The following is a 25,688-nucleotide window of genomic DNA, read 5'->3' on the forward strand; positions in this document are numbered from 1 at the left end:
TTCTGATTTTAGGGTTAAAAAGTCGCGTTTAAACCGACCGTGTAGGACTTTGGAATAGGATAGCTGAAGTGATCAATTCCCATTCTATTATCGGCTCCTTTGCTGTTGACTTCAGGATCCCACCAGGAATAGTCCGTGATTGTCCACAGGTTTTGCCCACTGACATACAGCCTCAAGCTTTGCATCCACTTCGAGTTTTTTATCGGGAAGTTGTAGGCAAGCAGTATGTTTTTCATACGTAAATATGAACCGTCCTCCACGAAGCGATCTGAAACTCTCGCGACAGTTCCGCGACTGATCAATGGATATTTAGCATCTGTGTTCTGGGGAGTCCAATGATCCAAAAGCACTTCTTCAGGCATGTTCAATCCCTGTCCATAATCCATTGTACTGCTGATCGCACTCACATTGAATATGTCATTTCCTTTTGTTCCCTGAAAAAACACATCCAATTGGAATCCTTTGAATGTCATGTTTGAGTTGATCCCATAGAAGAAGTCTGGGTTTGGATCTCCAATGTAAGTCTTATCATTTTCGTTGATTTCACCATCTGAGTTCAAATCCTTATAGCGGATAGCTCCACCCTCAGTGTAACCATCTTCCTGGTACCCCCAGAACTGCCCTAATGGCCTACCCTCTTCCATGATGGAGAAATTGTCTGCCACTGTTACCACATTGATGAAATTGGTAAGTAGAGCCTCCCCGTCATTCAAACTCAAAACTTTATTTCGGTTGAATGAAATATTCCCGCTCAGATTCCATCGGAATGCCTGATTCAATACCTGCGCATCTAGGCTTAATTCCACTCCTTTATTTTCTATTTCTCCTACGTTAGCTATGGTGGTGGTGTAGCCAAAAGAACTTGGGAGTCTTACAATGCTTAGCAAATCGCTGGTGGTTTTTTGATAATAATCCGCTCCTAGCATAATTCTATTTTCCAATAGACCAAAGTCTAACCCCAGATCAAACTGCTCCGTGGTTTCCCATTTAAGATCTCCCGGCAAAGTAGACCCAGGAGCAAAGAAGCTGTAAAGTTCATTTTCGAATGGAGTATATCCAGGGAAAAGTCGGTTGAGAGTGGAATATGGACTTATAGCTTGGCTTCCGGTTTTCCCCCAACTTGCTCTTATTTTTAAATCAGAAATGGTTTGTTGCTCACGCATAAAACCTTCTTCAGAGATTTTCCAAGCTACAGCTCCTGAGGGAAAATAACCCCATTTGTTACCCTCGCTGTATCGGGAAGATCCGTCCGATCTAAAAGTTGCGGTGAATAAATATTTGTTACCAAAACTGTAATTCAATCTTCCTAGATAGGATAGCAATACTGATTTGGCGTAACCAGATGTAGGAATTCCTGGCACATTGGCTGCTCCTAGATTATCTGTTTCGAAAATATCACTTAAAAATCCTGATCCGCTTCCTGCTAAAAAAGTGGTTTTGAAATCCTGATAAGTAAAGCCTGCCAAGACAGAAAGTACATGCTTTTCATTGAAGGTGTCTTCGTAGGTAATGGTGTTTTCATTTAGATGGCTTAGGTATTGGCTGGTGCTGATGCTGGCATTTCCATTACTGTTAATAAAATTTCGTGTACGGTAGGTATCTGTTCTATCATCACGATTTTCGATTCCACCTGCGATTTTGATTGTTATCTCAGGAATCGGATTATAGCTAATTGCTGCATTTGCCAAGATTACATTGGCGTTGATGACGGTGGATTGCTCATTGATGAAATTCATCGGATTGATGATATCGGGAGAAATGAATGGAAAATCATCAGAGAGGACGTTGATGGATCCATCAGGGTCAAACGGGGATGAGAGCGGAGAGGCCATCAAAGCTGAGCCAATCATGGAATTACCTCTTGCTCCTCCTTCACTATCTCTTCTTGCTGTAGTCAATTTGGAAAGTGCTGTAGAAAAATCCACTTTGAATTTTTCGCTGATGTCATGATGAATATTTGATCGGAGGGAATAGCGGCTATAATCACTTCCTTTGATAATGCCATCTTGGTCAAAAATACTCCCACCCACTGAAAACTGCGTTTTTTCACTTCCTCCTGATATGCTCAGGGAGGTAGATTTAATTGGGGCTTTCTGAAATACCTCGTCTTGCCAATCAGTTCCTTCCCCAAAACCATTAATTTGTCCCTGATCAAAATAAGGATCCAATCCATCATTTCCAGCCTGAATGTTCATCAACTGAGCGTACTGCTGCCCATTCATTAAATTGAGTTTTTTACGAAGGGATTGCATAGTATACGCAGCTTCAAATTCTACTTGTGATTGCTCCGATCTCCCACTTTTGGTAGTAATAAGTACAACCCCATTAGCTCCACGTGAACCATAAATTGCCGTTGCTGAGGCATCCTTCAGTATTTCAATGCTGGCTATATCTGAATTATTTAAGTTAGTTGGGTTACCTGAGAATGGAAAACCATCGATGACATAAAGCGGATCATTATCTCCTTGGATGGAGTTTGCTCCACGGATTCTAACTGATACGCCCCCACCTGGAGCACCGTTATTTTGGATTACCTGTACCCCTGGAGCTCTTCCGTTAAGTGCTTGAAGCACGTTCGTGGTGGGGAATGCATTAATTTCATCTGTATTCACTTTGGCTACAGAACCTGTGAGGTCACTTCTCCTTGTAGATCCATAACCTATAACTACGATCTCATCTAATTCTGCGTCCTCACTTACAAGCGTGACGTTGATTTCGCGCTGATCACCTACATTTACTTCTTTAGTAGCAAAGCCCAAGAAAGAAAAAACAAGGATCATATTTGATTGATTAGTACGGATTCCAATTTTATATGTACCATTATTCTCGGCTACTGTTCCCGTATTACTGCCTTTGATTTGCACAGTTGCACCAGGAAGAGGATTACCATCTTGATCCGTTATAGTTCCTGATACCGAGGTCTGAGCGCTACTTATAGAAGGAATTGGAATTGTGTCTTGCACTTCTGGCTTGGCTATGCTAATTAGAGGATAGACTAAAAACAATAGCATTGTAAAAATGAGGACGAGTGGTAAATCATTTTTCATGATCGAAAAGCATTGGTGGGAAATAGTTGGCGGAATTATATTACTTAAACCCTCACATACCTTATTCCAAAACCCAATGGCAACTTCACAACAGACTAAAAAGTCAATTAAGTGCGTTATGTGGTTGTTTTAAATAGAAATGGTCAATGAGCAAAGAATTCCTCCCTTTAAAAAAACGCATAGTATTTGCGCAGAATGCGGAATATTAACACCACTTTGGGTTCTACTATTCAAAAGAAATAGGGGAGAATCTTTACAAATCCTACTTTTTACACTCATCCCCTCTATGGGCAGTTTAACCAAAAAATCAACTGTATCTTAGACGTACTAGCGATATTTGAACAAATAACTTTAGATGACAAAATCCTTACAATACATTCTTACTGTTACTATTTTAACTGGCCTATCCTGCTCTGCTTTCGCTCAGGACATAATGCCCCCATTGATGCTCTGGGATGGAAAAAGCAAAGAGCTGCTTGTAAGTAAGTCAGATAAATGGGTGACACCTTTTGAACTTTCTGATGGTTTCGAATCTCCTACCTATACCGAAACTATGGCTTGGATAGAGAAACTAGCAGCAGCATCTGAATATCTTGAACTAATCACTATTGGAACCAGTGAACAGGGAAGGTCAATCCAAATGGTAATTGCATCAAAAGATAAAGACTTCAATTCATCTACGTTATCCACATCTGCAAAGCCATTGATTTTATTTCAAGGGGGAATTCATGCGGGGGAAATAGATGGCAAAGATGCTGGGATGATGCTACTACGGGATATTTCCCAAGGGAGTAAATTATCACTTCTGGATGAATCAAACCTGCTTTTTATTCCGATTCTAAATGTAGATGGTCACGAAAGAAGAAGTAAATATGGCCGGGTAAATCAGCGCGGACCAAAAGAAATGGGTTGGAGAACCAATGCACTAAATTTGAACCTCAACCGTGATTATACCAAATTAGAAACTTCAGGAATCACTGCTGTTGTCAACGTTATCAACAGCTACGATCCCGACCTTTACATTGACATTCATGTCACTGATGGAGCAGACTATCAATATGATATTACTTATGGATATGTAGCTACTGGGGGGTATTCTCCTGAGATTTCCAACTGGCTAGGCACGTACTTTAAACCGGAGGTCGATCAGGCATTGAAGGATCAAGGTCATATTCCAGGACCTTTACTTTTCGCAGCAAATAATGAAGACTTTACCGAAGGGAACGTTGCGTTTTCTTTCAGTCCGCGTTTTTCTCATACTTATGGAGATATTAGGCATTTGCCATCTATTTTGATAGAAAATCATTCACTAAAGCCTTTTGAGCAGCGAGTGCTGGGGACTTATGTATTCTTAGAGCAAGCAATAAAGTCGTTAGGCGCGCATTTTTCTGAGCTTAAAGCTGCAGTCGATGCAGATAAAACGCAGAAGAAGGATTCTGTTATTGTAAAATATCAGTTCAGAGATACTCCTGCAGATTCCATGGATTTTTTGGGGATTGCCTCCAAGAAAGTAACTTCTGAAATAACAGGAAATGAATACGTGGCTTGGGAAGGAAAAGCTATTACGCAGGTAGTTCCGAACATTCTGATGGACAAACCTGCCGCTTCGGTCCCTGTGCCTAAGGCTTATTGGATTCCTGTAGAATGGTCGGAGATCATCGATAAGCTGAAAACGCATGGCTTCGACATGGAAACACTGGAAGTAGCAAAAGAGGTAAATATGGAGTTATCAACAATAACCGAATACAAACTCAGCAATCAACCTTACGAAGGCAGATTCCGATTTCAATCTTTTGAATTAGAAAAAGAATATAGAAAAGTGATACTCAATCCAGGTACTGTGCGAGTGAAAACAGATCAAGCTTTAGGTGAATTATTGGTTGTTTTGATGGAACCGGAATCGGTTGATAGTTTTTTCCAATGGGGGTATTTTCACTCCATTCTCTCTCAGACAGAATACATGGAAACTTACATCATGGAGCCATTGATAGCAAAAATGCTTTCCGATGATCCAGATCTAAAAAAGCGATTTGAAGAGGAGAAAAGCTCCAATCCTGATTTTGCCAAATCCCCGAGACAGATCTATCGCTGGTTCTATGAACAAACACCTTATTTGGATCAAAACTGGAAAGTAATTCCTATCAGTAGAGAATGGTAAATAGACATAATTATGAAAATTGAGCATCTCGCGATCTGGGTGGACGATCTGGAAGAAATGAAAGACTGGTATTGCGATGCTTTCGATATGTCCGCGAGTGATAAATATGAAAATGTCACCAAAGGGTTCAGCTCCTATTTTCTTAGCTTTTCACCAGGAGCTAGAATCGAACTGATGAAAAAAAATAATATCCAGGAAGGCTCATCTCCAAGAGGACTGGTTTCGGGGCTTGCGCACTTCGCTATTTCCACAGGATCCAAAGAAAAAGTTCTTGCAATGACTGAGGAACTACGTGATCAGGGATGTAAAATAATCGGAGAGCCCCGCCTTACCGGAGATGGATATTTTGAAAGTGGGATTGAAGATCCAGAAGGCAATTGGATTGAAATCACGATTTAACTATTTCACTTCTTTTATGTGATGATTTTAAACTTATGAATTATGGGCCATCATAAAGTTAAAACTCCAACTCTTCACATGAGCTCTTCTAGTACCAATCCAAAGTTAACTTCTATAGAATTCCTCACCTTAATCGTTCCTAGTAGCTTCACAGGAGGATCGATTTCAAAATCTGTAAAGGCCAATTTACGTTCGCCGGCCAAAAGCGCTTTTCCTCCATTTTTAGCAAGGAAAACGCAAGAAATCGGATAGATTTTAGATACTCCAGCTAATGTGATTTCTACTTCTCCACGGAGATTTTCCTGATTAATATTTTCTGAATCTTTGATCAGATTCAGAAAGCGCACACTGATAGTAGGATGATCCTTTATCTGTAGAGTTTCTCTAAAATCATTAGTCATGATTGCATTGAAGCAATCAAAATTTATAGTTTGTAGAATGACCTCACCGCTCCATTCAGACATATCGCGATCTGGGAAATACGTTTCTGTGAGAACATCGCCTCCTTGATATTTCTTCGATTCGCATCGAAAATTGGAGATATTAGTACTCCCTGCGATTTCGATGACACTACCTGAATCTATTTTCCAGGTCTTTACTTCAAACGCTTCATTTGTAGTGTTTAGCAAGGACAAGAAGCCGATGATAAGTACAAGTAATATCTGCATGATTTTCAATGGAAAAGCCTAGTCGGAATTAGAAAATAATTCGACTAGGCTATGTAATGTAGAAAGTTTAGAAACTGATAGCAGCTTCAAGATTCACTCCATCGAACTTCGCACCATTATAAATGCTAGCGGCAGCATAACCACTTTTATATTCCTGATTCATATACTCCAGCTTGACAATCACATTTTGAGTCATGAACCACCCTCCTCCTACATTCAATCTGCTAATTTCAATCTCAGAAGAATCCGAGTCATTGTTTTTACCTTTAACGGTATTGTATCTTCCACCTAGGTAGAATTGCTCAGTACCTCCGAAGCGGTAAAGTAGCTCTCCTGAAAGTTGGGTAAAATTACCGTTGCCTTGCTCTTCGGAATTACCTACAGATTCTACAATACCAAAGAACTCCAGCCCTTTGTACTTAAGAAATGGATTTAATTGGAAAGCAGTCATTTGCTTGAAGCGAGGATTGAATCTTCCTTCAAAATTATTTGCCGTTCCCTCTAAAGGTTGCAAAATGCCATAATATCGCCCTCCGGCTCTGTCTCCACCGTACAACCAAGATCCGGTCGTGGTGCCATTATTTAAATACCATGAACCTGTAAGTCTGAACCTGAAATCTTCATCGAGTTGCTTATCCACACCCAGTTTTCCGTAGAATGACACTTTGTTATCCGTATTATCATTCACAATTACATTTTGGTTCAGCTTACCATTCGAAAGACCAAGGACAGCGATCAGCCCGTCTTTTTGAACAGTCACTTCTCCAAATGCTTCTGTGGAAAATGAATCCATGATGTAGTTTCCTATAAACGGATTAAAGATTACTCGAGCATTGTCGGATCTTCGAAAATGTGCGTCACCATAATTAAACTCATCCAAACCAACGGTAAACGTAGTATAATCCATGATTCCATCCATGAAGCCTTCTTTTATAAATCCAAGCCGGTCAATTTGAAGATAACCGCCCTTTACCCATGATTCGTTATGATGCTTAGAAGATAAGTAGGTTCTCAAGTGCAATCTTACCCCGTCTGCCAACTGTGTATTGATGTTAAGATTTGCAGATGGCAAGTTGAAGTTGGAGCCCAGTTCTACCAGATTATTCAGTGAATTGGCATGATTGATCGATTGAAATTGCAATGCAAAATCACCCCCCACGAAAACACGAACTTTTTCAAAATCGCCTCCTTTTTCTTTAGGACTTTCAAAAACATTCAATCCCTCCTTGCTGTTTTGGCGAAAATACTGAAGCTCTGTTTTTTCTTGAGCGATAGCAATACCGGATGTCAGCATCGCGCCCAGAAGGATACATCCCCCTAAGGTGAAACTAGATAATTTCATAATGGCTTAGTTTAGATTAATTTTTTGGTGAAAAACTAGCTTCAAAAGCTAGGGTTAGTTCATCACCGGTTTTTATTGTCCCGAAGACTGCTGTAGGAGCATCGACATTATATTCACTAAAAAGAACAGGGTGGGATCCTTTGAATTTTACGACATTTCCGCTCATAGAATAGGTCACCTCCAAGGGAATAATCTGTGATTTGCCCGCAATAGTCAATTTGCCTTTAGCTTTGACCTTTGTGCCGATAACACCCATAAACTCCGTCAATTCAAATTTGATAGAAGGATATTTTTCAGTAGTTAGCGCTTCATAGGCATTTTTATCCATAGACCCTTTGCCGCTTTTTAGGCTTTTCACTGGCATCTCAATAATAAGAGAATTGATTTTAGATAGTTTGCCATTTTCAAAACTAAGCTGGGCTGATCCGGTGCTTCCCTCCTTGGCTATCATCTCCCAGTCATGTATAGTGGAAGTGCCGGCTACTGTGAATTGCTGGGCTCCGGTCAGATGGTAAGATTGCTGCGCAAAGCTCGGAAGCCACGTCAGTAGCGCCATCGGCAGTAATAGACAATGGGTAATTAGATACCTGTTCATTTCGTCTTTTTAGTTGGTTTGTGTTTTTAATAATCGGACAAAAGTAGGCAGTATAGTAAGGGAAGCCTGTGAGAAGAATCTTTATGGAAAGTGATTTAAGTCACATTTAATCAATTATATAAAGTTCATTAAGATCTTACAGAAACAGTTACATATCCGTAAGAGGGTTTTGCATAAATCACATGTTAAATGTAGGGAGCAGTTTTATCATTTCATCTGACAGGAGGCCAGGTGTGCTTTTTTTCCGTAAGCCTTGTTAAAAGGCGGGCCTCTAGCACTTCCGGAAGCTGTTTTTACACTTCAGTCTCCCATATCTACACTTCAGTCAGCTTTAATTTTTTGAGAAAGATCTGATTGCAACATTTGATTCAAATCTGAATCGAAATGACGCCAAGACTTTTACTTTTTATCGCTTTTATACTTTTGCAAACTCAGGCTTTTGCGCAAGCAACTCTCCAGGGAAAAGTGCTGGATGAAAAGGGACTGCCCCTACCCGGAACAAATATCCAGATCAAAGGAAGCTACGATGGAGGCACGAGCGATGAAAATGGAAGCTATCAATTTGAAACTGCTGAATCAGGTTCTCAAGTATTGGTTTTTACTTTTCTAGGCTTCAAAACACAAGAACTAGCTGTCAACATTGAGCCAGGATCTAATGATATTCAACTGATTAAAATAATCGAGGAAATCACAGAAATGAATGCTGTGACCATTTCCGCAGGGGCAATGGAAGCGTCTGATGAAAGCAAATCCGTTATCCTCAAACCACTCGATATCGTAACCACCCCAAGCGCTATGGGTGATATAATGGGAGCTTTTCAGACTCTTCCCGGCACGAGTACCGTGGGAAATGATGGTCGCCTTTTTGTGAGAGGCGGGGATGCCAGTGAAGTAGGTATTTATATTGACGGAATGCGGGTGGGAAATGCCTATGGCACAACCGCTGGAAATGTACCTACCCGAACAAGATTCAACCCTAACTTATTCAAAGGCACATTTTTTAGCACAGGTGGCTATTCAGCAGAATATGGTCAAGCACTTTCATCAGCTTTGGCACTTAATACTAAAGACCTCTCCATCAGAAGTCAAGGAGACTTAAGCATGATGACCATCGGTGGCGGATATTCGCATACGTTGGCTAATGAAAACCAAAGTATCACGGCAAGTGCCAACTACTTTAACCTAGGTCCTTACCAAGGTTTAATCAAACAAGAGATTGATTTTGAAGCAGCTCCAAATGGATGGGATGTGGAAATCGCTGCTCAAAAGAAAACTGGAAAGAACGGATTACTCAAAATAATGGCAAGAACAGAGTCTGGGGGAATGAGCCTTTGGCAACCACTTCCCGGAACTGAAAAGCGGATATTGGTTGATCTGAAAAATGATTACACCTATGCTCAGACGAATTGGAGAACAGCTTTGAAAAATGACTGGACGGTTTTCACTGGAATATCATATTCTAAAAATCAAGATAAAATCGCCTATGATAGCCTAATGATTGAGCGGAGAAATGAACTCATCCACATCAAAGGAACCGCCATCAAAGACTTTTCAGATCGCCTTTCCACAAAGTTTGGTGTAGAGCACTTTATTCATCCTTATTCAGAAAAACTAGTCAATGAAGGCTGGGTAAGAGAATTTGACGATCATGAGACCTATCTATTTTCCGAGTGGGATTTCTATGTTAGCAAGGACCTGGTATTTCGAGGAGGATTAAGAGGTGGAGCCAGTTCCGTCTCAAATGAAAAATGGTTGGACCCACGGTTCTCAGTAGCCTATCAGTTGAACGAAAAGGGTCAGCTATCTTTTGCCGCCGGCAGCTTTCATCAATTGCCTGCGGAAAACTTCCGTGTGTTGAACACCAATCTCCAAAATTCAGAATCAAATCACTTGATTTTAAACTACCTTTTTTCCAAAGAAGGATTTACATTCAGAGCGGAAACATTTTACAAGTCTTATGACCAACTTGTAACTTTTGAAGGCTTGCCAGACAATCCGGAAGTGCTCAAAAATGACGGAACAGGCTACGCGAAAGGAATTGATTTTTTCTTCAGGGATCGTCAGACCTTCAAAAATACGGACTACTGGATCACTTACAGCTTTGTGGACAGCAAGCGTAGCTTTAACCAATTTGAAACTCAAGTTCAACCCAGCTTCGCTCCGAAGCACAACCTCTCTTTAGTAGTAAAGCATTTCATAGTTTCGATCAAATCCCAAATCGGAGCCTCTTTCGCATTCAATGATGGCTACACCTACACAAACCCAAATTTGGATAACTCGAAGATGAATGCGAAAACCAAAAGCTTTCAAAACCTAAGTCTATCCTGGAGCTACCTGCCTAAGCCAAACCTCATTATTCATCTAGCATGTACCAATGTGTGGGGCAGAGATAATGTTTTTGGCTACACATATAGCCCAAAAACGAATTCTCAAGGAGTATTTGAATCTATTCCTCAGGGGCAAGTCGCTCCGAGATTTCTTTTCTTAGGAGTTTTTCTAACGCTATCCAAAGACAAAACAGCAAATAATTTAAACAATCTATAATCATGAAAAAGTCAATCCTAACCTTTGCTTTAACTTTAATTTTCATCGCTTTAGCGCAAGCGAATGACCCAGCTTTTATTGCTGCTATGCAGAAACAATTAGCTGCAAAAAACACTATTGAAACCTATGAGCAATCACAAGCCGTCACCAATGGATTTATGAGAATTGCTGAGGCTTCGGAGGCAGAATGGCTTCCCTACTACTACGCGGCCTTATTGAAAACAGAGGCAGCTTTTCGCTTTGATATCGATAAGGACAAAAGCTTAGACGAAGCACTCGACCTAGTGGAAAAAGCAGATAAAATAGCTCCTGAAAATTCTGAAATCACAGCTTTACATGGGTACATCTTAATGGGAAAAATAAGTCTTGATCCAGCCGGACGAGGACAAACTATGAGTCCTCAGGCTATGCAGCTGTTCGGAAAAGCAATCAATCTAGATCGTGACAACCCGAGAGCAGTATCTCTAATGTCACAAATGGAACTGGGAATGTCTCAATTCTTTGGATCTGGACCAGAAAAAGCCTGCGGAATGGCGAGGATGAGCCTAGAACTTTATACAAAAGAAGAAGCCAAAATCTCAGATGAGTACATACTTCCAACTTGGGGGAAAACACAGGCTGAACAGGTCGCTTCTAAATGTAATTGAATCTTGACGCAACTTGGCCATTTCTTTCTTTCGCCAGAGAGAGAAAGAAATTGCCTCATTTTAATTAATTTCCCAATATGCCCGAAGTAAAAACTCAAGTGACCTGTAAGAAAGAAAAGGGAATTTGGAATTCTATTCCGAGTTTTATCATCATTAATTTGGGGATAGTTACGGTATTGATGTTATTTTTTTGCCCCAAATGCTTTCTCAGCTGGAGAGGTCTCCAAAGTATGTTTCCAGATTTCATTTTTTCTTTGGCCATCACAGTAGCTATGAGTTTTGGGGGTAATGCTGTAGAGACGTTTTACGACAAGCGTATTTCATGGATTCACTATCCAGCCAAACGACTCCTGCTTACCAGTGTTACTTATCTCAGCTATGCATTCATCGTTTCGTTTACCCTTGTTTTCCTTTATTTATGGATAAGAGGAAATTTCACCCTTGATAATATTCCTGTAGGCAAACTTTTTAACTATTCGCTGATGCCTATGGGAATAGCTTTAGGATTCATGGCGCTGTTTACTACACGATCTTGGTTACTAGAATGGAGAAAATCAGCGCTGGAAGCAGAGATTCTCCGAAATGAAAAATTGTCTAGCCAATACCAATCTCTACGAGACCAATTAAACCCACACTTTCTATTCAACTCTCTAAACGTACTATCCGGATTAGTATATGAAGACGCAGATCGATCCGCAGCATTTATTCAGAAATTATCAAAAATCTATCGCTACGTTTTGGAAGTTCAGAAGGAAGAAGTAGTAGAAATGGAAAGGGAAATTTCATTTGCCAAAAACTACCTTGAGCTCCAAAAAATCAGATTTGAAGAAAGCCTTCAATTTAAAATTCAAATAGATGATCAAATTGGATTTTTGCCTCCCTTATCTCTACAACTATTGCTTGAAAATGCTATAAAACACAATATAGCAAGCGAAGCAGACCCGCTATTTATCCACATTTATAGAAAAGACAATAACTTATGGGTTAGTAATACATTTCAGCCGAAATCTAGTCAAACTGAACCTTCAACGGGCGTAGGATTGAGTAATATAAAAATGAGATATCAACTCATTTCAAATAAGACTTTAGAAATTATTCAAACTAAAGATAAGTTTATTGTCAGCCTGCCAATTCTAGAGTTATCCACATGAAATCAAGCATGACCAAAAGGACACACAGAGGCTTGATTATCAAGCCATGCGAGCTTCCTCCCGATGCCCCGATAGTTATCAGGGGGGTGACCTTTAAAAAACAATTATAATCATATGAAAATATTAATCATAGAAGACGAAAAACCTGCAGCCAAATTACTTTTAACGCTAATTAAATACCATTTTACAGATGCTCAGATATTCGGAAATTTAGATAGTATCTCTAAATCAATTTCATGGTTTCAACAAAATTCCGCTCCCGATTTAATTTTTTGTGACATACAACTGGCGGATGGGATAAGCTTTGAGATTTTTGAAAAAGTGAAATTATCCACACCAATAATTTTCACCACAGCTTTTGACCAATATGCAATAAAAGCTTTCCAAGTAAATGCTATTGATTACCTTTTGAAACCTATAGATCCTGAAGATTTTGCACGCGCTGTGGATAAGTTTAAGTCAAATCAGATTAGATCTACTATTGGGCTGGACGTACTGAAAAGCTTACTTGCTCCCACCAAAACCAGCTACAAATCCAGGTTTTTGGTGCGTTATGGAGAGAAAATTCAAAGCATTTCTATAGGCAATATTTCCTTTTTCAACAGCGAAGAAAGAGTCACTTTTATACAAACACATGATGGAAAAAAGTATGTGATCGAAAGTACTTTAGAGCAAACAGAAGCTCAGGTTAACCCTGCCAATTTCTTTCGCCTCAATCGAAAATACCTGTCTAGTATGGACGCTATAGATGGGATATTTTCCTATTCAAATAGTCGCTTAAAAGTGACATTGAAAAATTGTGCCGATCAGGATATTTTAATTAGTCGTGAAAAAGTTAGTGATTTCAAAAAATGGCTTGATCAGTAATATAATTTTATGGAATTTCTAATGTGTTTTTTGTGAGATGAAATCGAGCATGACTCAAGTGTCACACAGTGGAATGATTTATATTGGAAATCTCATTATGAAAAAGTTTAAATTATTTAGTTTTTGCACTTTAATAGTTCTTGGTATTTCATGTAAGTCAAAGCATGAAAAACAAATTCCAATCCTCGATTTGAAAGATCTCGTAGTGGATACCTTGTATTTGGAGAAGGATACACTAACCAAGAATCTTGGGGCAAATTTTTCCTATAGCAAAACTGATTCCGGAGAAGTGTTAGCCACTTTTATTAACCATCAGTTCCTAGTTTATAGTTACCCCGAAGGAAAACTCCTAAGAAAGCAGGAGTATGAAAAAGAGGGACCAAATGGTATAGGATCATTTATCACTGGAAATTTTATTGATGATAAAAGCCTCTATTTTCTTTCTCAACAGAAAGAATTAATTCAATGCAACTATTATGGAAAAGTGCTTGCTAGATGGGATTTGCCAGAAGTAGATAGTGAAAGGAAGTATGCGAACTATTCCGGCTACCTATACAATAAGCTGTATAAGTCTGGAAATGAGCTATATTTTGTCGATATCCCGTTTGTTTTTCAGGAAGGTTTTGAGGATTATGACAAATGGGGAATGGTTTTCAATAAAGAATCACATAGCTTCTCACATTACCGCTTCCTCTATCCTGAAAATATACTAGATTATACTCAAGATGATCAATTGGGCCTCTTTAGTCATGTATATAATTCAAATACACAAGAACACCTCATAGGTTTTTCCATTTCTGACTCAATTGCTGTTGTAAAAAATGGTGAGCAAACCTGGAAATGGGCAGGGTCCTCCGAATCCTTAAACTTTAAAAAAGGAACCACCGTCCCAAGCGGAGAATACACAGTCTTCCAACCAAATCATGAAAGCAGTAAGTACAATGGGCTTGATTTTGATTCCCAAGCTAAAAAAATTCTTAGATGGGTAAGAATAAAAGGACCAACTCAAGATAATCCTGATCAGCAAAAGAACCGCCTATTGATTTTTGATATGGAATTTCAGTCAGAAGCTGAATTAGATTTCAGCACAGATGAATTCGGCTTGTATGGATTTAATACTCCAAACGGCTACGCCCTTAGTCTTCATACCCAAACAACAGATGATATAGTAGGATTCGCATTGATAGATTTCTCCAAAATCAAGACTGAATAATACGACACCCTTTTTAGGACCTGTTAGCTCCAGGTCTCATTTGCAATTGTTGAAGAAAAATTATTTGTACTGCTTTGGGGTCTTAACGGTTAAAAACAAGCTATAAAAAAAGCGAGACTATTCAGTCTCGCTTTTTACTAGTAGTTCGATTTCCTCTCCAGATTCATCTAAGAATCTGTATTCCGTCACGGGTAGGGAAGAATCTTTGATCAGTTTTATCCACTTATTATACTTGAAAAACCACTTAACTCTTCGGCTTATTATGCCTGTAGTGAAGTATGCGTGCAGGTAGGGATGCAGCCCAATTTGTATTTTACTCACATTCTGGATAGTAGCTATATGCTCTACGTCTTTCTCCAACTTATCGGCTATCAAAATTGAAGCCTGAATTTTGCCGGTGCCGTTGCATGCCGGGCAGGTCTCTTTGGTCACAATGTTGACCTCTGGCCTTACCCGCTGTCGGGTGATCTGCATGAGCCCAAATTTGCTCAGGGGCAAAACAGTATGCTTAGACCTGTCAAACTTTAGCTCGTGGTTCATCGCTTCGTAGATGGCCTTTTTATTCTCGGCCTTCTTCATGTCGATAAAATCGATCACGATGATTCCTCCCATATCCCGGAGGCGTAGCTGTCTGCCAATTTCTTTAGCAGCGACCAGATTGGTTTTCAACGCCGTTGATTCCTGGTCACTTTCCTGGTTGGACTTATTGCCACTATTCACGTCAATGACGTGCAGGGCTTCAGTATGCTCGATGATCACATACCCTCCTTGCGGAAGGCTTACCGTCTGTCCAAACAGGCTTTTGATCTGCTTTTCTATTCCAAAACTTTCAAATAGTTTTGCTTTACCGTTGTAAAGCTTGACAATTTTTTCTTTTTCAGGGGCTATATTCCTGATGTAGGATCTGATCTGATCGTAAGTAGATTCTTCTTCTACGGTGATTGCGTCGAATGATTCATTGAGCAGGTCTCTCACAAGTGAGGAAGCCATACTCATCTCTCCGATAATTTTGTCGCGACTCTTGGCTTTCATCAATTTGGCCATGCCTTCTTCCCAACTGGTGAGAAGATTACGAAGGTCTTTGTCTAAGTCACTAACGGACTGACCTTCTGCCACTGTACGGATAATTACACCGAAATTGGCTGGCTTGATAGAATTGATGAGTCTCAAGAGACGTTTTCTTTCCTCATTGCTTCGGATCTTCTTGGATACGTTGACCGAATCCGAAAAAGGCACAAGCACGAGGTAGCGACCTGGCAGAGAGAGCTCACAGGATAGTCGAGGCCCCTTCGTGGAGATGGGTTCTTTGACGATCTGAACTAAAATCTGTTGATTTTTCGATAGCGGATTGGATATTTTTCCAATCTTGTCGATTTCAGGATCGTTTTCAAAACCCTTCAAATTGTAATTGCCGTAGTTGTTGTTGCGCACCATTTTGGTGAACTTCGTCAGGCTGTTGAAATTTGCCCCGAGGTCTTGGTAATGAAGAAAGGCGTCTTTCTCATACCCTACGTCAATGAATGCTGCATTGAGCCCATTGACGATTTTGCGGACCGTACCGAGATAAATATCTCCAACTTTGAACTGATTGTCCATTCCTTCGGAATGCAACTCAACCAGACTCTTATCATGAAGGAGGGCAATTCGACTTCCGTTTTGAGCAGAATCGATTAACAATTCCGTACTCAAAATCTCGTCTTATTATTATGTAAATGAACGTGTAATCAAATAACAATAAGAAGAAGTGTATTACTTCTTCTTATGTCTGTTTTTTCTTAGTCTCTTCTTACGCTTGTGCGTAGCGATCTTATGTCTTTTTCTTTTCTTTCCGCAAGGCATAGTCTTTGGATTTAGTAGTGATACAAATAAATTATAGCTTGTCGAGATAGCCTTCGATGCTTCCAAGGATCATTTCATCATCGGTCATCGCTTTTACTTTCTCAAACTGAGCTTTCGCTTTGTTTTTTTGTTTGGCTTCAAAATAGCTCACTGCCAGGTAAAACTGCCCCTGAAGATTGTCCGGGTGATATTGGATCAATTCTTCGAATCGTTCGGTAGCTCGTTTGTACTGGCCAGATTGCATAGATAGCACACCCATGTTGAACAGTCCTTCCTCATTTTGCGGATCCTGCTCCAAGATTTCTCTTAGCATAGTGATTCCCTGCATTGGGTTGGACGAGGACACATAAGTCATCGCTACCTTGGTTTTCAAATCCAATCGGGTGGGATCATAATCCAACACCTTTGTCAAATACTTTCGGGTCTGTTCGGCAGTGTAAGTTACTTTCTCTGGATCTAATGCAAAGCTGAATGCTTCATAATAAGCGTTCCCTGCTTTTTCCGCTAGTCCCAGGTCTGACTGCTTATCAGCTGCCAAACTAAGATAATATCCTGCACTATCGTACTTCCCAAGTTCCTGATAGATCGCAGCAATTTCTTCCGAAGAAGATTTCAATTCTTCATTCGAAGAATTTTCAGCTATCTGAAGCTTCAGCGTATTTATCTGTAACCTCTGATCAGGACTTAACTCAGCCTCATGCATTGCTACTGGATCGGTGGACGAAGGTGAGTTGGATTCATTTTCCTGAGAAACTGAATCTGCCTTACTTTCATTGTCCACGACCACACTAGGTAGGACATACAATCCTGCGATTGCGATGATCCCTATTGCAATAAGTATGAGTTGAGATCTTTTCATGTCAAAAACTCTTCAGGTTTAATCCTGAGGAGCTAATTCCTTGATTTTTTTACTGTTTTTGATCTTCTCTACAAACACCTTTGAAGGCTTGAAAGCCGGGATATAGTGCTCGTCGATGACGATCGCTGTGTTTTTGGAGATGTTTCGGGCGATTTTTTTAGCTCTCTTCTTATTGATGAAGCTACCAAATCCTCTCACGTAGATATTGTCTCCATCGGCCATTGAATCCTTCACTACTTTGAAGAATGCCTCGATGGCTTGTGTAACATCATCCTTTTGGATGCCTGTTTTGTCCGAAATCTTAGTGATTACTTCTGCTTTAGTCACTGTAATATTAATTTAGAAATTACGAAATAAGCTTAACGACCTATTAACCAAGTGTTTTTGGGACTGCAAATGTACGAGAACCATTGCAATTAAAAAACATATTCACAAAAATTAGCTTGATTTGTATGATAGATAATAATTGACTATGGATCATAACACCACTGAATATCAGGCTTTTTCGTATCAAATACTAACTTGGTATCGAGAAAATCCAAGAGATTTACCTTGGAGAGGAACGCTTGATCCTTACAAAATTTGGCTCTCTGAGATTATTCTTCAGCAAACTCGGGTGGCTCAGGGGTTACCTTATTATTATGCTTTTGTGGATGCTTACCCCACAATCAAAGATCTTGCCATGGCACAAGAAGAAGAAGTCCTAAGACTATGGCAGGGACTGGGGTATTACAGCCGGGCTAGAAATCTCCATGCTTGCGCAAAAAGTATCTGGTTTGAAATGAATGGAGAGTTTCCTATGACTTACGATGAACTCATCAAACTAAAAGGAGTCGGAAGCTACACCGCATCTGCAATTGCAAGTTTTGCCTATGGTGAAGTAAAAGCAGTAGTGGACGGCAATGTCTTTCGGGTGCTGGCGCGATACTTTGGGATCGAGACCGACATAGCAAGTTCTAAAGCTAAGAAAGAATTTGAAGCGCTAGCGAACCAAATTATCCCAAAAGACCAACCCGGAGAATATAACCAAGCGATGATGGATTTTGGAGCGAGACTATGTACACCCAAAAACCCAAGCTGTGATACATGTCCCTTAAAGGAATCATGCTTTGCATTATCACATAATATGGCGTCAGATCTCCCTGTAAAGATCAATAAAGTGAAAATTAAGGAAAGGCATTTCCATTACTATGTCATTAAGTGCGGGAGCAACTGGGTTTGGAAAAAACGATCTTCCGGAGATATCTGGGAAGGATTATTTGACTTCCCTCAAGAAGAATCAAGTTTGGATACTCAATCCCAAATTATTGACATACCCTCTTCTTCAAAGGAAAAAATTCATCCTTTCCCGAAAAATTACAGACACATTCTGTCACATCAACGGCTTAATGCAGTTTTTTCAGAGGTAGAAATTGAAGAAGAAAATTTGGATAAACTTGAGGACTGGTGCGAAAAAGAGGGTTTTATGTTGGTAGCTGAGGACAAAATCGAATATCTAGCCAAACCAAAGTTGATCGTAAACTTTTTGAACGATCAAGGGATTTGAGTACCTTCCAGTATTAGACTTTTTTAACCTTAAATTTAACTAACTATGGCAGGAGTAAATAAAGTAATCTTAGTAGGAAATCTTGGGGCTGACCCAGAAGTAAAGTATTTGGAAGGAGACAATACAGTAGCAAATCTGCGGCTTGCAACTACTGAAGCTTACAAAAACAGAAACGGTGAGCGTGTGGAGCAAACAGAGTGGCACGACCTAGAAATGTGGGGGGCACAAGCAAAAATAGCAGAGCAATACCTTAAAAAAGGAAGCCAGATCTACGTAGAAGGAAAAATTAAAACAGATAGCTGGCAGGATGAGCAAGGTCAAAATCGCTATCGAACCAAAATCCGAGTACTAAGTTTTACTATGCTTGGCAGTAAACCAGATGGAGCTGGTAGCTCTGGCTCTCCTCAACAATCCACCCAACAAAGGCCGGCATCGGCAGCACCTACTTCAGCGCCTAAAGCACAAGAAATGGTTTCAGATACAGAAGATGATGATCTCCCATTTTAATAATCTATTCCCCTGGAAGCTATTTTCAGGGGAATTTTTTAATTTTGCATTAACCTTTGCGGTTTAATACATGGACGATCCCTACCCGAGTTACCATTTACTCGCTCAGATTAACGTACCCTCGGTAAGTTACCTGATTCTAAATGGGTTGTTTTTTATACTATTACTTATAGGCTCTGCCCTAGTTTCTGGTTCAGAGGTAGCTTTTTTTTCTCTAACCAGCGAAGACTTAGGAAATATAGAGGAGGAGAATACAGCTCACGGCAAAAAAGTGATCAGCCTAGTAGAAGCACCAAAAAGCCTCTTGAGCACCATCCTAATTCTCAATAACCTCATCAATATTGGGATAGTGACGCTGACCACTTTTGTAGCATGGACCATGTTCGGGAAAAATGCAACAGGAATAATTATAATCCTAGTTCAAACAATCGGAGTAACCTTCGCAATTGTATTCTTTGGAGAGATCGTCCCAAAAGTCTATGCTAATAAAGCAAAGGTGGAATTTAGTCTCATAATGGCTCCAACTATTAGCTTTTTCTCTACCATTCTGAAACCATTTTCCTTGTTTTTGATGGCTTTTAGCAACCTGCTCGAAAAGCGTATTGAAAAGAAAGGGTATTCACTTTCTGTAAATGAGTTGAATCAAGCTTTGGAATTGACTACAGAAGATGCTCCAAATGAAGAACGGGAGATTCTGCGTGGAATCGTAAACTTCGGCACACTCACTGTAAAACAAGTCATGCAAAGCCGTATGGACATCACTGCAGTTGATATGGCGATAGACTTCCATGAGCTGATGGACAAAATCAACAAAAGCGGATATTCTAGAATCCCTGTGTATGCAGAAACTATAGATAATATTGAAGGCATACTTTATATCAAAGACCTTCTCCCATTCATAGAGAGAGATGAAGATTTTGCTTGGAATGAGCTGATCCGAAAGAGCTTCTTTGTGCCTGAAAACAAAAAAGTAGACACCTTACTGAAGGACTTCCAATTAAAACGAGTCCATATGGCCATCGTGGTGGATGAGTATGGCGGAACTTCGGGGCTGGTCACTCTGGAAGATTTGATTGAAGAGATCATCGGGGAAATCAATGATGAGTTTGACGATCATGACGACATCTTCTTCCAAGAGCTTGATCCTTCTACCTTTATCTTTGAAGGCAAGGTCTCTCTGAATGATTTCTGCAAAAAGCTAGATTTGGACGGCCAGTTATTTGAAGATGTGAAAGGCGAAAGTGAATCACTCGGAGGATTGCTCTTGGAACTTAATTCCAAGTTACCTAAGAATGGTACCAAGATCAAGTTTGAAGATTTCGAGTTCACAATCTTGGCAGTAGATGCCCGAAAAATCAAAAAAGTGAAGGTTCATATCAATTCATTGGACAAGGATTCGCTTGGACCCCATACCGATTGAAAAACAACTAATTACATTATTTTTAGTTTCGTTTATTTTTCAGAATAATATTCTTTACACTATGCACTAAGCAGTGATTAGCAGATTATTTACTAAAATTGGCGAAAAATAATTTTATTTTTTTTTAGTGATATTTATTAATAGCTGGAAATCAAAATTTTTTCAATATTTATCTCATAACATAATGAAAAAGCACCCTATTTCTTCAAATACTGCTAAATTTTTCACCTTGATGCTTAGATTTTGATAGCAAAAAGCTAATTGCCAAAATATCAAAAAAGTCAAAATCCATAAATAATAAGGCACTAAAGCAGCCGTTTTATTGCCGTAATTTTAATAGGACAATTTTTTTCTGTAATTTTTGGAAATTTTGAACCTAATAAATTCTATAAAAATGCAAGAAGGTTTGTATCGATCGGAGTTTGAGCATGACTCCTGCGGTATAGGTGCGGTTGTCGATCTGAGTGCAGTTCCCTCACATGAGACGATTAGCGATGCCTTATATATGCTAAGCAATATGGAGCACCGAGGTGGTCGTGGATCTGATCCTAAGACTGGGGATGGCGCTGGCATATTAATTCAGGTACCACATCAGTTCCTTAAGGATATTACTGCGCGTACAGAGGTCTCACTTCCCGAAGCTGGATCTTATGGTGTGGGTATGACTTTCTTCCCTAAGAATAAGCAGTTATTCCACCGATCAAAAGAGCTTCTCAATCAGCTGATTGAAGAGCTTGATTTTGAATTGATCGGCTATAGATCTGTACCTGTGGACGAAACTGTACCAGGCTCTGGAGCGCTGGAAGTAATGCCGAATATTGAGCAGCTTTTTGTCAAGCATAAAAAGGGGCTTACCGGAATTGAATTGGAGCGTAAGCTCTATATATTAAGAAACTACTCTACATCTGAAATCAACACCAAGATTCCGGGGGTGAATCAGTCATTCTATTTCGCAAGTTTAAGTAGTCAGACACTTATATATAAGGGTCAGTTAAGAACTGACCAGGTTTTGGCTTTTTACAAAGACCTTCAGAACTCCAGAATTGAGTCTGCCTTTGCGATAGTTCATTCCCGATTCTCTACTAATACATTTCCAAACTGGAGACTAGCTCAGCCATTCCGCTTCCTTTCTCACAATGGTGAGATCAATACGATCAAGGGAAATCTGAATAAGATGAAGTCGAAGGAAAACCTCATGAAATCGAAATATTTCACAGATGAGGAGCTTTCCAGGTTGATGCCTATTACCGATAAACAAAAGTCGGATTCAGCCAACCTTGATGCAATGGTGGAACTGCTCACATTAAGTGGTAGATCCTTGCCGCATGCCATGATGATGCTCGTGCCAGAAGCCTGGCAGGATAATGAAGTCATGGATCGCGACAGAAAATCATTCTATAAATTCCACGCATCACTAGTTGAGCCATGGGATGGACCTGCAGCCTTACTATTTACCGATGGAAAATCTGTGGGAGCTACATTGGATAGAAACGGACTTCGTCCACTTAGATATTTTATAACTAAGGATAATAGACTTATTCTTTCCTCTGAAGCTGGGGCTTTACCTATACGGGAGGCTACTATCATCGAAAAAGGCAGAATTAGTCCAGGAAGAATGATATGGGCTGATTTGGAAAAAGGTCGGGTATTATTTGATGAGGAAGTAAAAGGAGAGATTTGCCGTAAACAGCCCTATGAACAGTGGGTAGCGGATCAGCGAATCAAACTTCGTCTAGAGGATGCGCCGAAAACGCTGACTCATCCTTATTCTACTGAGAATATTAAAAAACAACAAACGATATTTGGATATACTTCTGAGGAACTGAAAGTGGTATTGAGCCCTATGGGCGATACTGCCTATGAAGCAATCGGCTCTATGGGAGCAGATACTCCTCTTGCAGTACTATCCAAAGAAAGCCAGCATATTTCCAATTACTTCAAGCAGCTATTTGCGCAAGTAAGTAATCCGCCGATTGACCCTATCCGTGAACGATTGGTGATGTCCCTTTTCACACGTCTAGGTGTAGGGCAAAACATTTTGGAAGAAAGTCCAAAGCATACCCGTCAAATCCATATTTCACAGCCAGTTCTTCTGAATGAAGACTTGGAAAAAGTCAAAAATATGGAAGGGCAAGGTTATAGATGTGCTACACTTCCGAGTCTTTTCCTAGCAGACCATAAGTCAGGAAGACTTTTGGAAGCGCTGGACAAGCTTTGCAATGAAGCGGAAAAAGCCATCAGTGAAGGGAAAAATATCATTATTATTTCTGATCGCAACAGCACAAAAGAATATGCACCTATTCCATCTCTATTGGCGATCGGAGCAGTGCATCATCACTTAGTCAAAAAGAAAATAAGAACGAGTGCAGGCTTAGTACTGGAATCTGGAGATATCCGCGAGACACATCATTTCGCAACTGCAATTGGTTACGGAGCATCGGCAATCAACCCTTACATGGCATTGGAATCACTGCTTGACTTGTATGAAAAAGGGGAGCTACAAAATCCCAAAAACCAAAAGAAACTATTCTCAAACTATCAATCTGCGATAGGAAAAGGACTGCTAAAAGTTCTTTCTAAAATGGGTATTAGTACGCTTCAGTCGTATCAAAGTGCTCAGATTTTCGAAGCGATAGGCTTAGGCCCGGAAGTTATTGACAGATGTTTCAAAGGCACCATTTCTAGAATCTCGGGTATTTCTTTTGACGAGTTAGCAGAAGAAGTATTGATTCGCCATAGAGCTGCCTACGAAACTGAAACACCTATTCTTGAGCAAGGAGGAGTGTACCAATGGAAAAGAAGAGGTGAAAAACACTTATTCAATCCTGAAACGATCCATTTACTTCAAAAATCAACCCGTTTGAATGACTTTGGACTGTATAAGAAATTTGCATCCAAAATCAACGAACAAAGCAAAGACGCCTTGACTTTGAGAGGCTTATTTGAATTCAAAAAGCGAATTACAGTTCCAATAGAAGAAGTTGAGCCAGCTTCTTCCATCATGCGAAGATTTGCTACTGGGGCGATGTCATTTGGATCGATCTCACATGAAGCACACTCTACTTTGGCGATAGCCATGAACCGAATGGGTGCTAAGAGTAACTCTGGAGAAGGAGGAGAAGATGAGGTTCGATTTGCCAAAAAAGAAAATGGGGACTGGGAGCGCTCAGCCATCAAGCAGGTAGCCTCAGGTCGATTTGGAGTGACTAGCAATTACCTAGCTAATGCAGCAGAACTTCAAATCAAAATGGCGCAAGGAGCAAAACCTGGAGAAGGTGGACAGCTTCCTGGACATAAAGTAGATGATTGGATAGGTAGAGTAAGACATTCCACTCCTGGAGTAGGATTGATCTCTCCTCCTCCCCACCACGATATATATTCTATCGAAGATTTGGCTCAGCTGATTTTTGATTTGAAAAATGCGAATAGAAAAGCAAGAATCAACGTGAAGCTAGTGTCTCAAGCTGGAGTAGGTACTGTAGCAGCAGGAGTGGCAAAAGCGATGGCTGATGTGATCCTAATCTCAGGCGCAGACGGTGGTACTGGAGCATCTCCATTGAGTTCTATCCGTCATGCAGGATTGCCATGGGAACTTGGCCTTTCTGAAGCGCATCAAACTTTGGTTAAGAACAACCTTCGTAGCCGTGTAGTACTTCAGACTGATGGACAGCTTAGAACTGGACGTGATCTTGCGATTGCGACACTTTTGGGTGCTGAAGAGTGGGGAATTTCCACTGCCGCTTTGGTGGTAGAAGGATGTATTATGATGAGAAAATGCCACCTGAACACTTGTCCAGTAGGTATTGCGACTCAAAATCCAGACTTAAGAAAACTATTTACCGGTGACCCGGATCACGTGGTGAATTACTTCCAATTCCTTGTTCAAGATCTGAGAGAAATAATGGCATCACTTGGATTCCGTACCGTAGATGAAATGGTGGGGCAAAGTAATGTCCTTCAGTCTACTGGTCATTTGAATCACTGGAAGTGGGATAAAGTGGACTTGAGCCCTATTTTCCACAAGGTGGAAGTTCCAGATCACGTAGGCATTCACAAGCAAATCGATCAGGAATTCGAACTGAAAAGAGTGTTGGATCGCCAATTGATCAAAGCTGCGCATCCTTCCCTAGAGCAAGCTATGTCATCATCTGGGAGCTTCCAGATCAAAAATACAGACAGATCGGTGGGAGCAATGCTTTCCAATGAGATTTCCAAAATATACGGTAGCCCAGGGTTACCTGAGGACACAATCAACTTCAAATTTACCGGTTCTGCAGGTCAGACTTTCGGAGGATTCCTTACCAAGGGAGTCAACTTTGAACTTGAAGGAGAAGCAAATGATTACTTCGGTAAAGGTCTTTCTGGAGGAAAACTGATCATATATCCTAGCAGGAACGCCAAATTCGTTCATGAAGAGAATATTATCATCGGTAACGTAGCTTTCTACGGAGCCACTTCTGGGGAAGCATATATTAATGGAAAAGGCGGCGAGCGATTCTGTGTTAGAAACTCGGGAGTACAAACGGTAGTGGAAGGAATCGGCGACCACGGTTGTGAATATATGACTGGTGGATTGGTAGTAAACCTTGGAGAAATAGGCAGAAACTTCGCTGCAGGTATGAGTGGCGGAATAGCTTATATTCTCAAAGAATATATTACTGAAATCAATCCAGAATTGGTAGATATAGATATTCTGGAAGATGAGGATTTCAACACGATCAAGACATTCCTCAAAAGACACGTGAAACTGACCAAGTCAGGTCTAGGAACTAAATTTCTTGAAGATTGGGATAAATCCAAAGAGAAATTCATTAAGGTAATACCTAGAGATTACAAGGCAGTTTTAGAAAAAAGAGCATTAGAACAATCAAAATCATTGGCGTAAA

Annotated in this window: 18 protein-coding genes; 11 read left to right on the top strand and 7 right to left on the bottom strand. The window is 40.2% G+C overall.

Annotated elements, in window-relative coordinates; all coding sequences use genetic code 11:
- Positions 1-14 precede the first annotated feature (14 nt).
- Complete coding sequence (locus SYJ56_RS01100; protein ID WP_323831604.1) at positions 15-3,047, bottom strand: SusC/RagA family TonB-linked outer membrane protein; 3,033 nt, start codon at positions 3,045-3,047, stop codon at positions 15-17.
- A gap of 355 nt (positions 3,048-3,402) precedes the next feature.
- On the opposite strand from SYJ56_RS01100, the gene SYJ56_RS01105 reads away from it, so the two are divergent.
- Together SYJ56_RS01105 and SYJ56_RS01110 are read left to right on the top strand one after the other, a co-directional pair.
- Positions 3,403-5,205, top strand: coding sequence for a M14 family metallopeptidase (locus tag SYJ56_RS01105; protein WP_323831606.1), 1,803 nt, complete (start codon positions 3,403-3,405; stop codon positions 5,203-5,205).
- Positions 5,206-5,217: 12 nt separating this feature from the next.
- Positions 5,218-5,604, top strand: a complete 387-nt coding sequence (locus SYJ56_RS01110; protein WP_323831609.1) for a VOC family protein — start codon at positions 5,218-5,220, stop codon at positions 5,602-5,604.
- Between the two features lie 74 nt (positions 5,605-5,678).
- Here the strand turns inward: SYJ56_RS01110 and SYJ56_RS01115 are convergent, their stop codons facing one another.
- The 3 genes from SYJ56_RS01115 to SYJ56_RS01125 all read right to left on the bottom strand — a co-directional run bounded on the left by SYJ56_RS01115 (position 5,679) and on the right by SYJ56_RS01125 (position 8,209).
- Positions 5,679-6,272: a hypothetical protein gene (locus SYJ56_RS01115; RefSeq protein WP_323831611.1), complete on the bottom strand. Its 594-nt coding sequence runs from the start codon at positions 6,270-6,272 to the stop codon at positions 5,679-5,681.
- A gap of 67 nt (positions 6,273-6,339) precedes the next feature.
- Complete coding sequence (locus SYJ56_RS01120) at positions 6,340-7,614, bottom strand: hypothetical protein (protein WP_323831613.1); 1,275 nt, start codon at positions 7,612-7,614, stop codon at positions 6,340-6,342.
- A 16-nt stretch (positions 7,615-7,630) separates the two neighbouring features.
- Entirely contained in the window at positions 7,631-8,209 is a 579-nt protein-coding gene (locus tag SYJ56_RS01125; RefSeq protein WP_323831615.1) for a YceI family protein, read from the bottom strand.
- A gap of 384 nt (positions 8,210-8,593) precedes the next feature.
- Between SYJ56_RS01125 and SYJ56_RS01130 the strand changes: the two genes are divergently transcribed.
- The 5 genes from SYJ56_RS01130 (at position 8,594) to SYJ56_RS01150 (ending at position 14,631) form a co-directional block, all read left to right on the top strand.
- Complete coding sequence (locus SYJ56_RS01130) at positions 8,594-10,753, top strand: TonB-dependent receptor (RefSeq protein ID WP_323831617.1); 2,160 nt, start codon at positions 8,594-8,596, stop codon at positions 10,751-10,753.
- Positions 10,754-10,755: 2 nt separating this feature from the next.
- Positions 10,756-11,400 carry a tetratricopeptide repeat protein gene (locus tag SYJ56_RS01135; protein WP_323831619.1) on the top strand — a complete coding sequence of 215 codons (645 nt, stop codon included), beginning with the start codon at positions 10,756-10,758 and terminating at the stop codon, positions 11,398-11,400.
- 77 nt (positions 11,401-11,477) lie between these two features.
- A complete protein-coding gene (locus SYJ56_RS01140; RefSeq protein WP_323831621.1) occupies positions 11,478-12,551 on the top strand; it encodes a sensor histidine kinase in 1,074 nt (357 codons plus the stop codon).
- Between the two features lie 114 nt (positions 12,552-12,665).
- Entirely contained in the window at positions 12,666-13,418 is a 753-nt protein-coding gene (locus tag SYJ56_RS01145; protein ID WP_323831623.1) for a LytR/AlgR family response regulator transcription factor, read from the top strand.
- 190 nt (positions 13,419-13,608) lie between these two features.
- Complete coding sequence (locus SYJ56_RS01150; protein WP_323831625.1) at positions 13,609-14,631, top strand: DUF4221 family protein; 1,023 nt, start codon at positions 13,609-13,611, stop codon at positions 14,629-14,631.
- Positions 14,632-14,748: 117 nt separating this feature from the next.
- On the opposite strand, the gene SYJ56_RS01155 is transcribed toward SYJ56_RS01150, so the two are convergent.
- The 3 genes from SYJ56_RS01155 to SYJ56_RS01165 all read right to left on the bottom strand — a co-directional run bounded on the left by SYJ56_RS01155 (position 14,749) and on the right by SYJ56_RS01165 (position 17,656).
- Positions 14,749-16,320, bottom strand: coding sequence for an Rne/Rng family ribonuclease (locus SYJ56_RS01155; RefSeq protein ID WP_323831627.1), 1,572 nt, complete (start codon positions 16,318-16,320; stop codon positions 14,749-14,751).
- Between the two features lie 181 nt (positions 16,321-16,501).
- The gene (locus SYJ56_RS01160) at positions 16,502-17,329 is read right to left on the bottom strand and encodes a tetratricopeptide repeat protein (protein ID WP_323831629.1); all 828 of its coding nucleotides are present in this window, start codon (positions 17,327-17,329) and stop codon (positions 16,502-16,504) included.
- Positions 17,330-17,347: 18 nt separating this feature from the next.
- On the bottom strand, positions 17,348-17,656 hold the full coding sequence (locus SYJ56_RS01165) for an HU family DNA-binding protein (RefSeq protein ID WP_086540202.1): 309 nt from the start codon (positions 17,654-17,656) through the stop codon (positions 17,348-17,350).
- Between the two features lie 145 nt (positions 17,657-17,801).
- Here SYJ56_RS01165 and mutY point away from each other — a divergent pair, with 145 nt between their 5' ends.
- The 4 genes from mutY to gltB all read left to right on the top strand — a co-directional run bounded on the left by mutY (position 17,802) and on the right by gltB (position 25,687).
- Positions 17,802-18,875, top strand: a complete 1,074-nt coding sequence (gene mutY / locus SYJ56_RS01170) for an A/G-specific adenine glycosylase (protein ID WP_323831631.1) — start codon at positions 17,802-17,804, stop codon at positions 18,873-18,875.
- Positions 18,876-18,920: 45 nt separating this feature from the next.
- Positions 18,921-19,382, top strand: coding sequence for a single-stranded DNA-binding protein (locus tag SYJ56_RS01175; RefSeq protein WP_323831632.1), 462 nt, complete (start codon positions 18,921-18,923; stop codon positions 19,380-19,382).
- Between the two features lie 70 nt (positions 19,383-19,452).
- Positions 19,453-20,802 carry a gliding motility-associated protein GldE gene (gldE, locus tag SYJ56_RS01180; RefSeq protein ID WP_323831633.1) on the top strand — a complete coding sequence of 450 codons (1,350 nt, stop codon included), beginning with the start codon at positions 19,453-19,455 and terminating at the stop codon, positions 20,800-20,802.
- Between the two features lie 394 nt (positions 20,803-21,196).
- Positions 21,197-25,687 (top strand): glutamate synthase large subunit, encoded by a 4,491-nt coding sequence (gene gltB / locus SYJ56_RS01185; RefSeq protein WP_323831634.1) that lies wholly within the window; start codon positions 21,197-21,199, stop codon positions 25,685-25,687.
- Position 25,688: the final 1 nt, after the last annotated feature.

It is taken from the genome of Algoriphagus aurantiacus (assembly GCF_035156405.1).
In the GTDB taxonomy this organism is placed as follows: Bacteria; Bacteroidota; Bacteroidia; order Cytophagales; family Cyclobacteriaceae; genus Algoriphagus; species Algoriphagus aurantiacus.

What these genes read in the sequence shown, in the direction of transcription:
- SYJ56_RS01100 (WP_323831604.1), bottom strand. Translation starts at nt 3,047, where the DNA reads ATGAAAAATGATTTACCACTCGTCCTCATTTTTACAATGCTATTGTTT.
- SYJ56_RS01105 (WP_323831606.1), top strand. Translation starts at nt 3,403, where the DNA reads ATGACAAAATCCTTACAATACATTCTTACTGTTACTATTTTAACTGGC.
- SYJ56_RS01110 (WP_323831609.1), top strand. Translation starts at nt 5,218, where the DNA reads ATGAAAATTGAGCATCTCGCGATCTGGGTGGACGATCTGGAAGAAATG.
- SYJ56_RS01115 (WP_323831611.1), bottom strand. Translation starts at nt 6,272, where the DNA reads ATGCAGATATTACTTGTACTTATCATCGGCTTCTTGTCCTTGCTAAAC.
- SYJ56_RS01120 (WP_323831613.1), bottom strand. Translation starts at nt 7,614, where the DNA reads ATGAAATTATCTAGTTTCACCTTAGGGGGATGTATCCTTCTGGGCGCG.
- SYJ56_RS01125 (WP_323831615.1), bottom strand. Translation starts at nt 8,209, where the DNA reads ATGAACAGGTATCTAATTACCCATTGTCTATTACTGCCGATGGCGCTA.
- SYJ56_RS01130 (WP_323831617.1), top strand. Translation starts at nt 8,594, where the DNA reads ATGACGCCAAGACTTTTACTTTTTATCGCTTTTATACTTTTGCAAACT.
- SYJ56_RS01135 (WP_323831619.1), top strand. Translation starts at nt 10,756, where the DNA reads ATGAAAAAGTCAATCCTAACCTTTGCTTTAACTTTAATTTTCATCGCT.
- SYJ56_RS01140 (WP_323831621.1), top strand. Translation starts at nt 11,478, where the DNA reads ATGCCCGAAGTAAAAACTCAAGTGACCTGTAAGAAAGAAAAGGGAATT.
- SYJ56_RS01145 (WP_323831623.1), top strand. Translation starts at nt 12,666, where the DNA reads ATGAAAATATTAATCATAGAAGACGAAAAACCTGCAGCCAAATTACTT.
- SYJ56_RS01160 (WP_323831629.1), bottom strand. Translation starts at nt 17,329, where the DNA reads ATGAAAAGATCTCAACTCATACTTATTGCAATAGGGATCATCGCAATC.
- mutY (WP_323831631.1), top strand. Translation starts at nt 17,802, where the DNA reads ATGGATCATAACACCACTGAATATCAGGCTTTTTCGTATCAAATACTA.
- SYJ56_RS01175 (WP_323831632.1), top strand. Translation starts at nt 18,921, where the DNA reads ATGGCAGGAGTAAATAAAGTAATCTTAGTAGGAAATCTTGGGGCTGAC.
- gldE (WP_323831633.1), top strand. Translation starts at nt 19,453, where the DNA reads ATGGACGATCCCTACCCGAGTTACCATTTACTCGCTCAGATTAACGTA.
- gltB (WP_323831634.1), top strand. Translation starts at nt 21,197, where the DNA reads ATGCAAGAAGGTTTGTATCGATCGGAGTTTGAGCATGACTCCTGCGGT.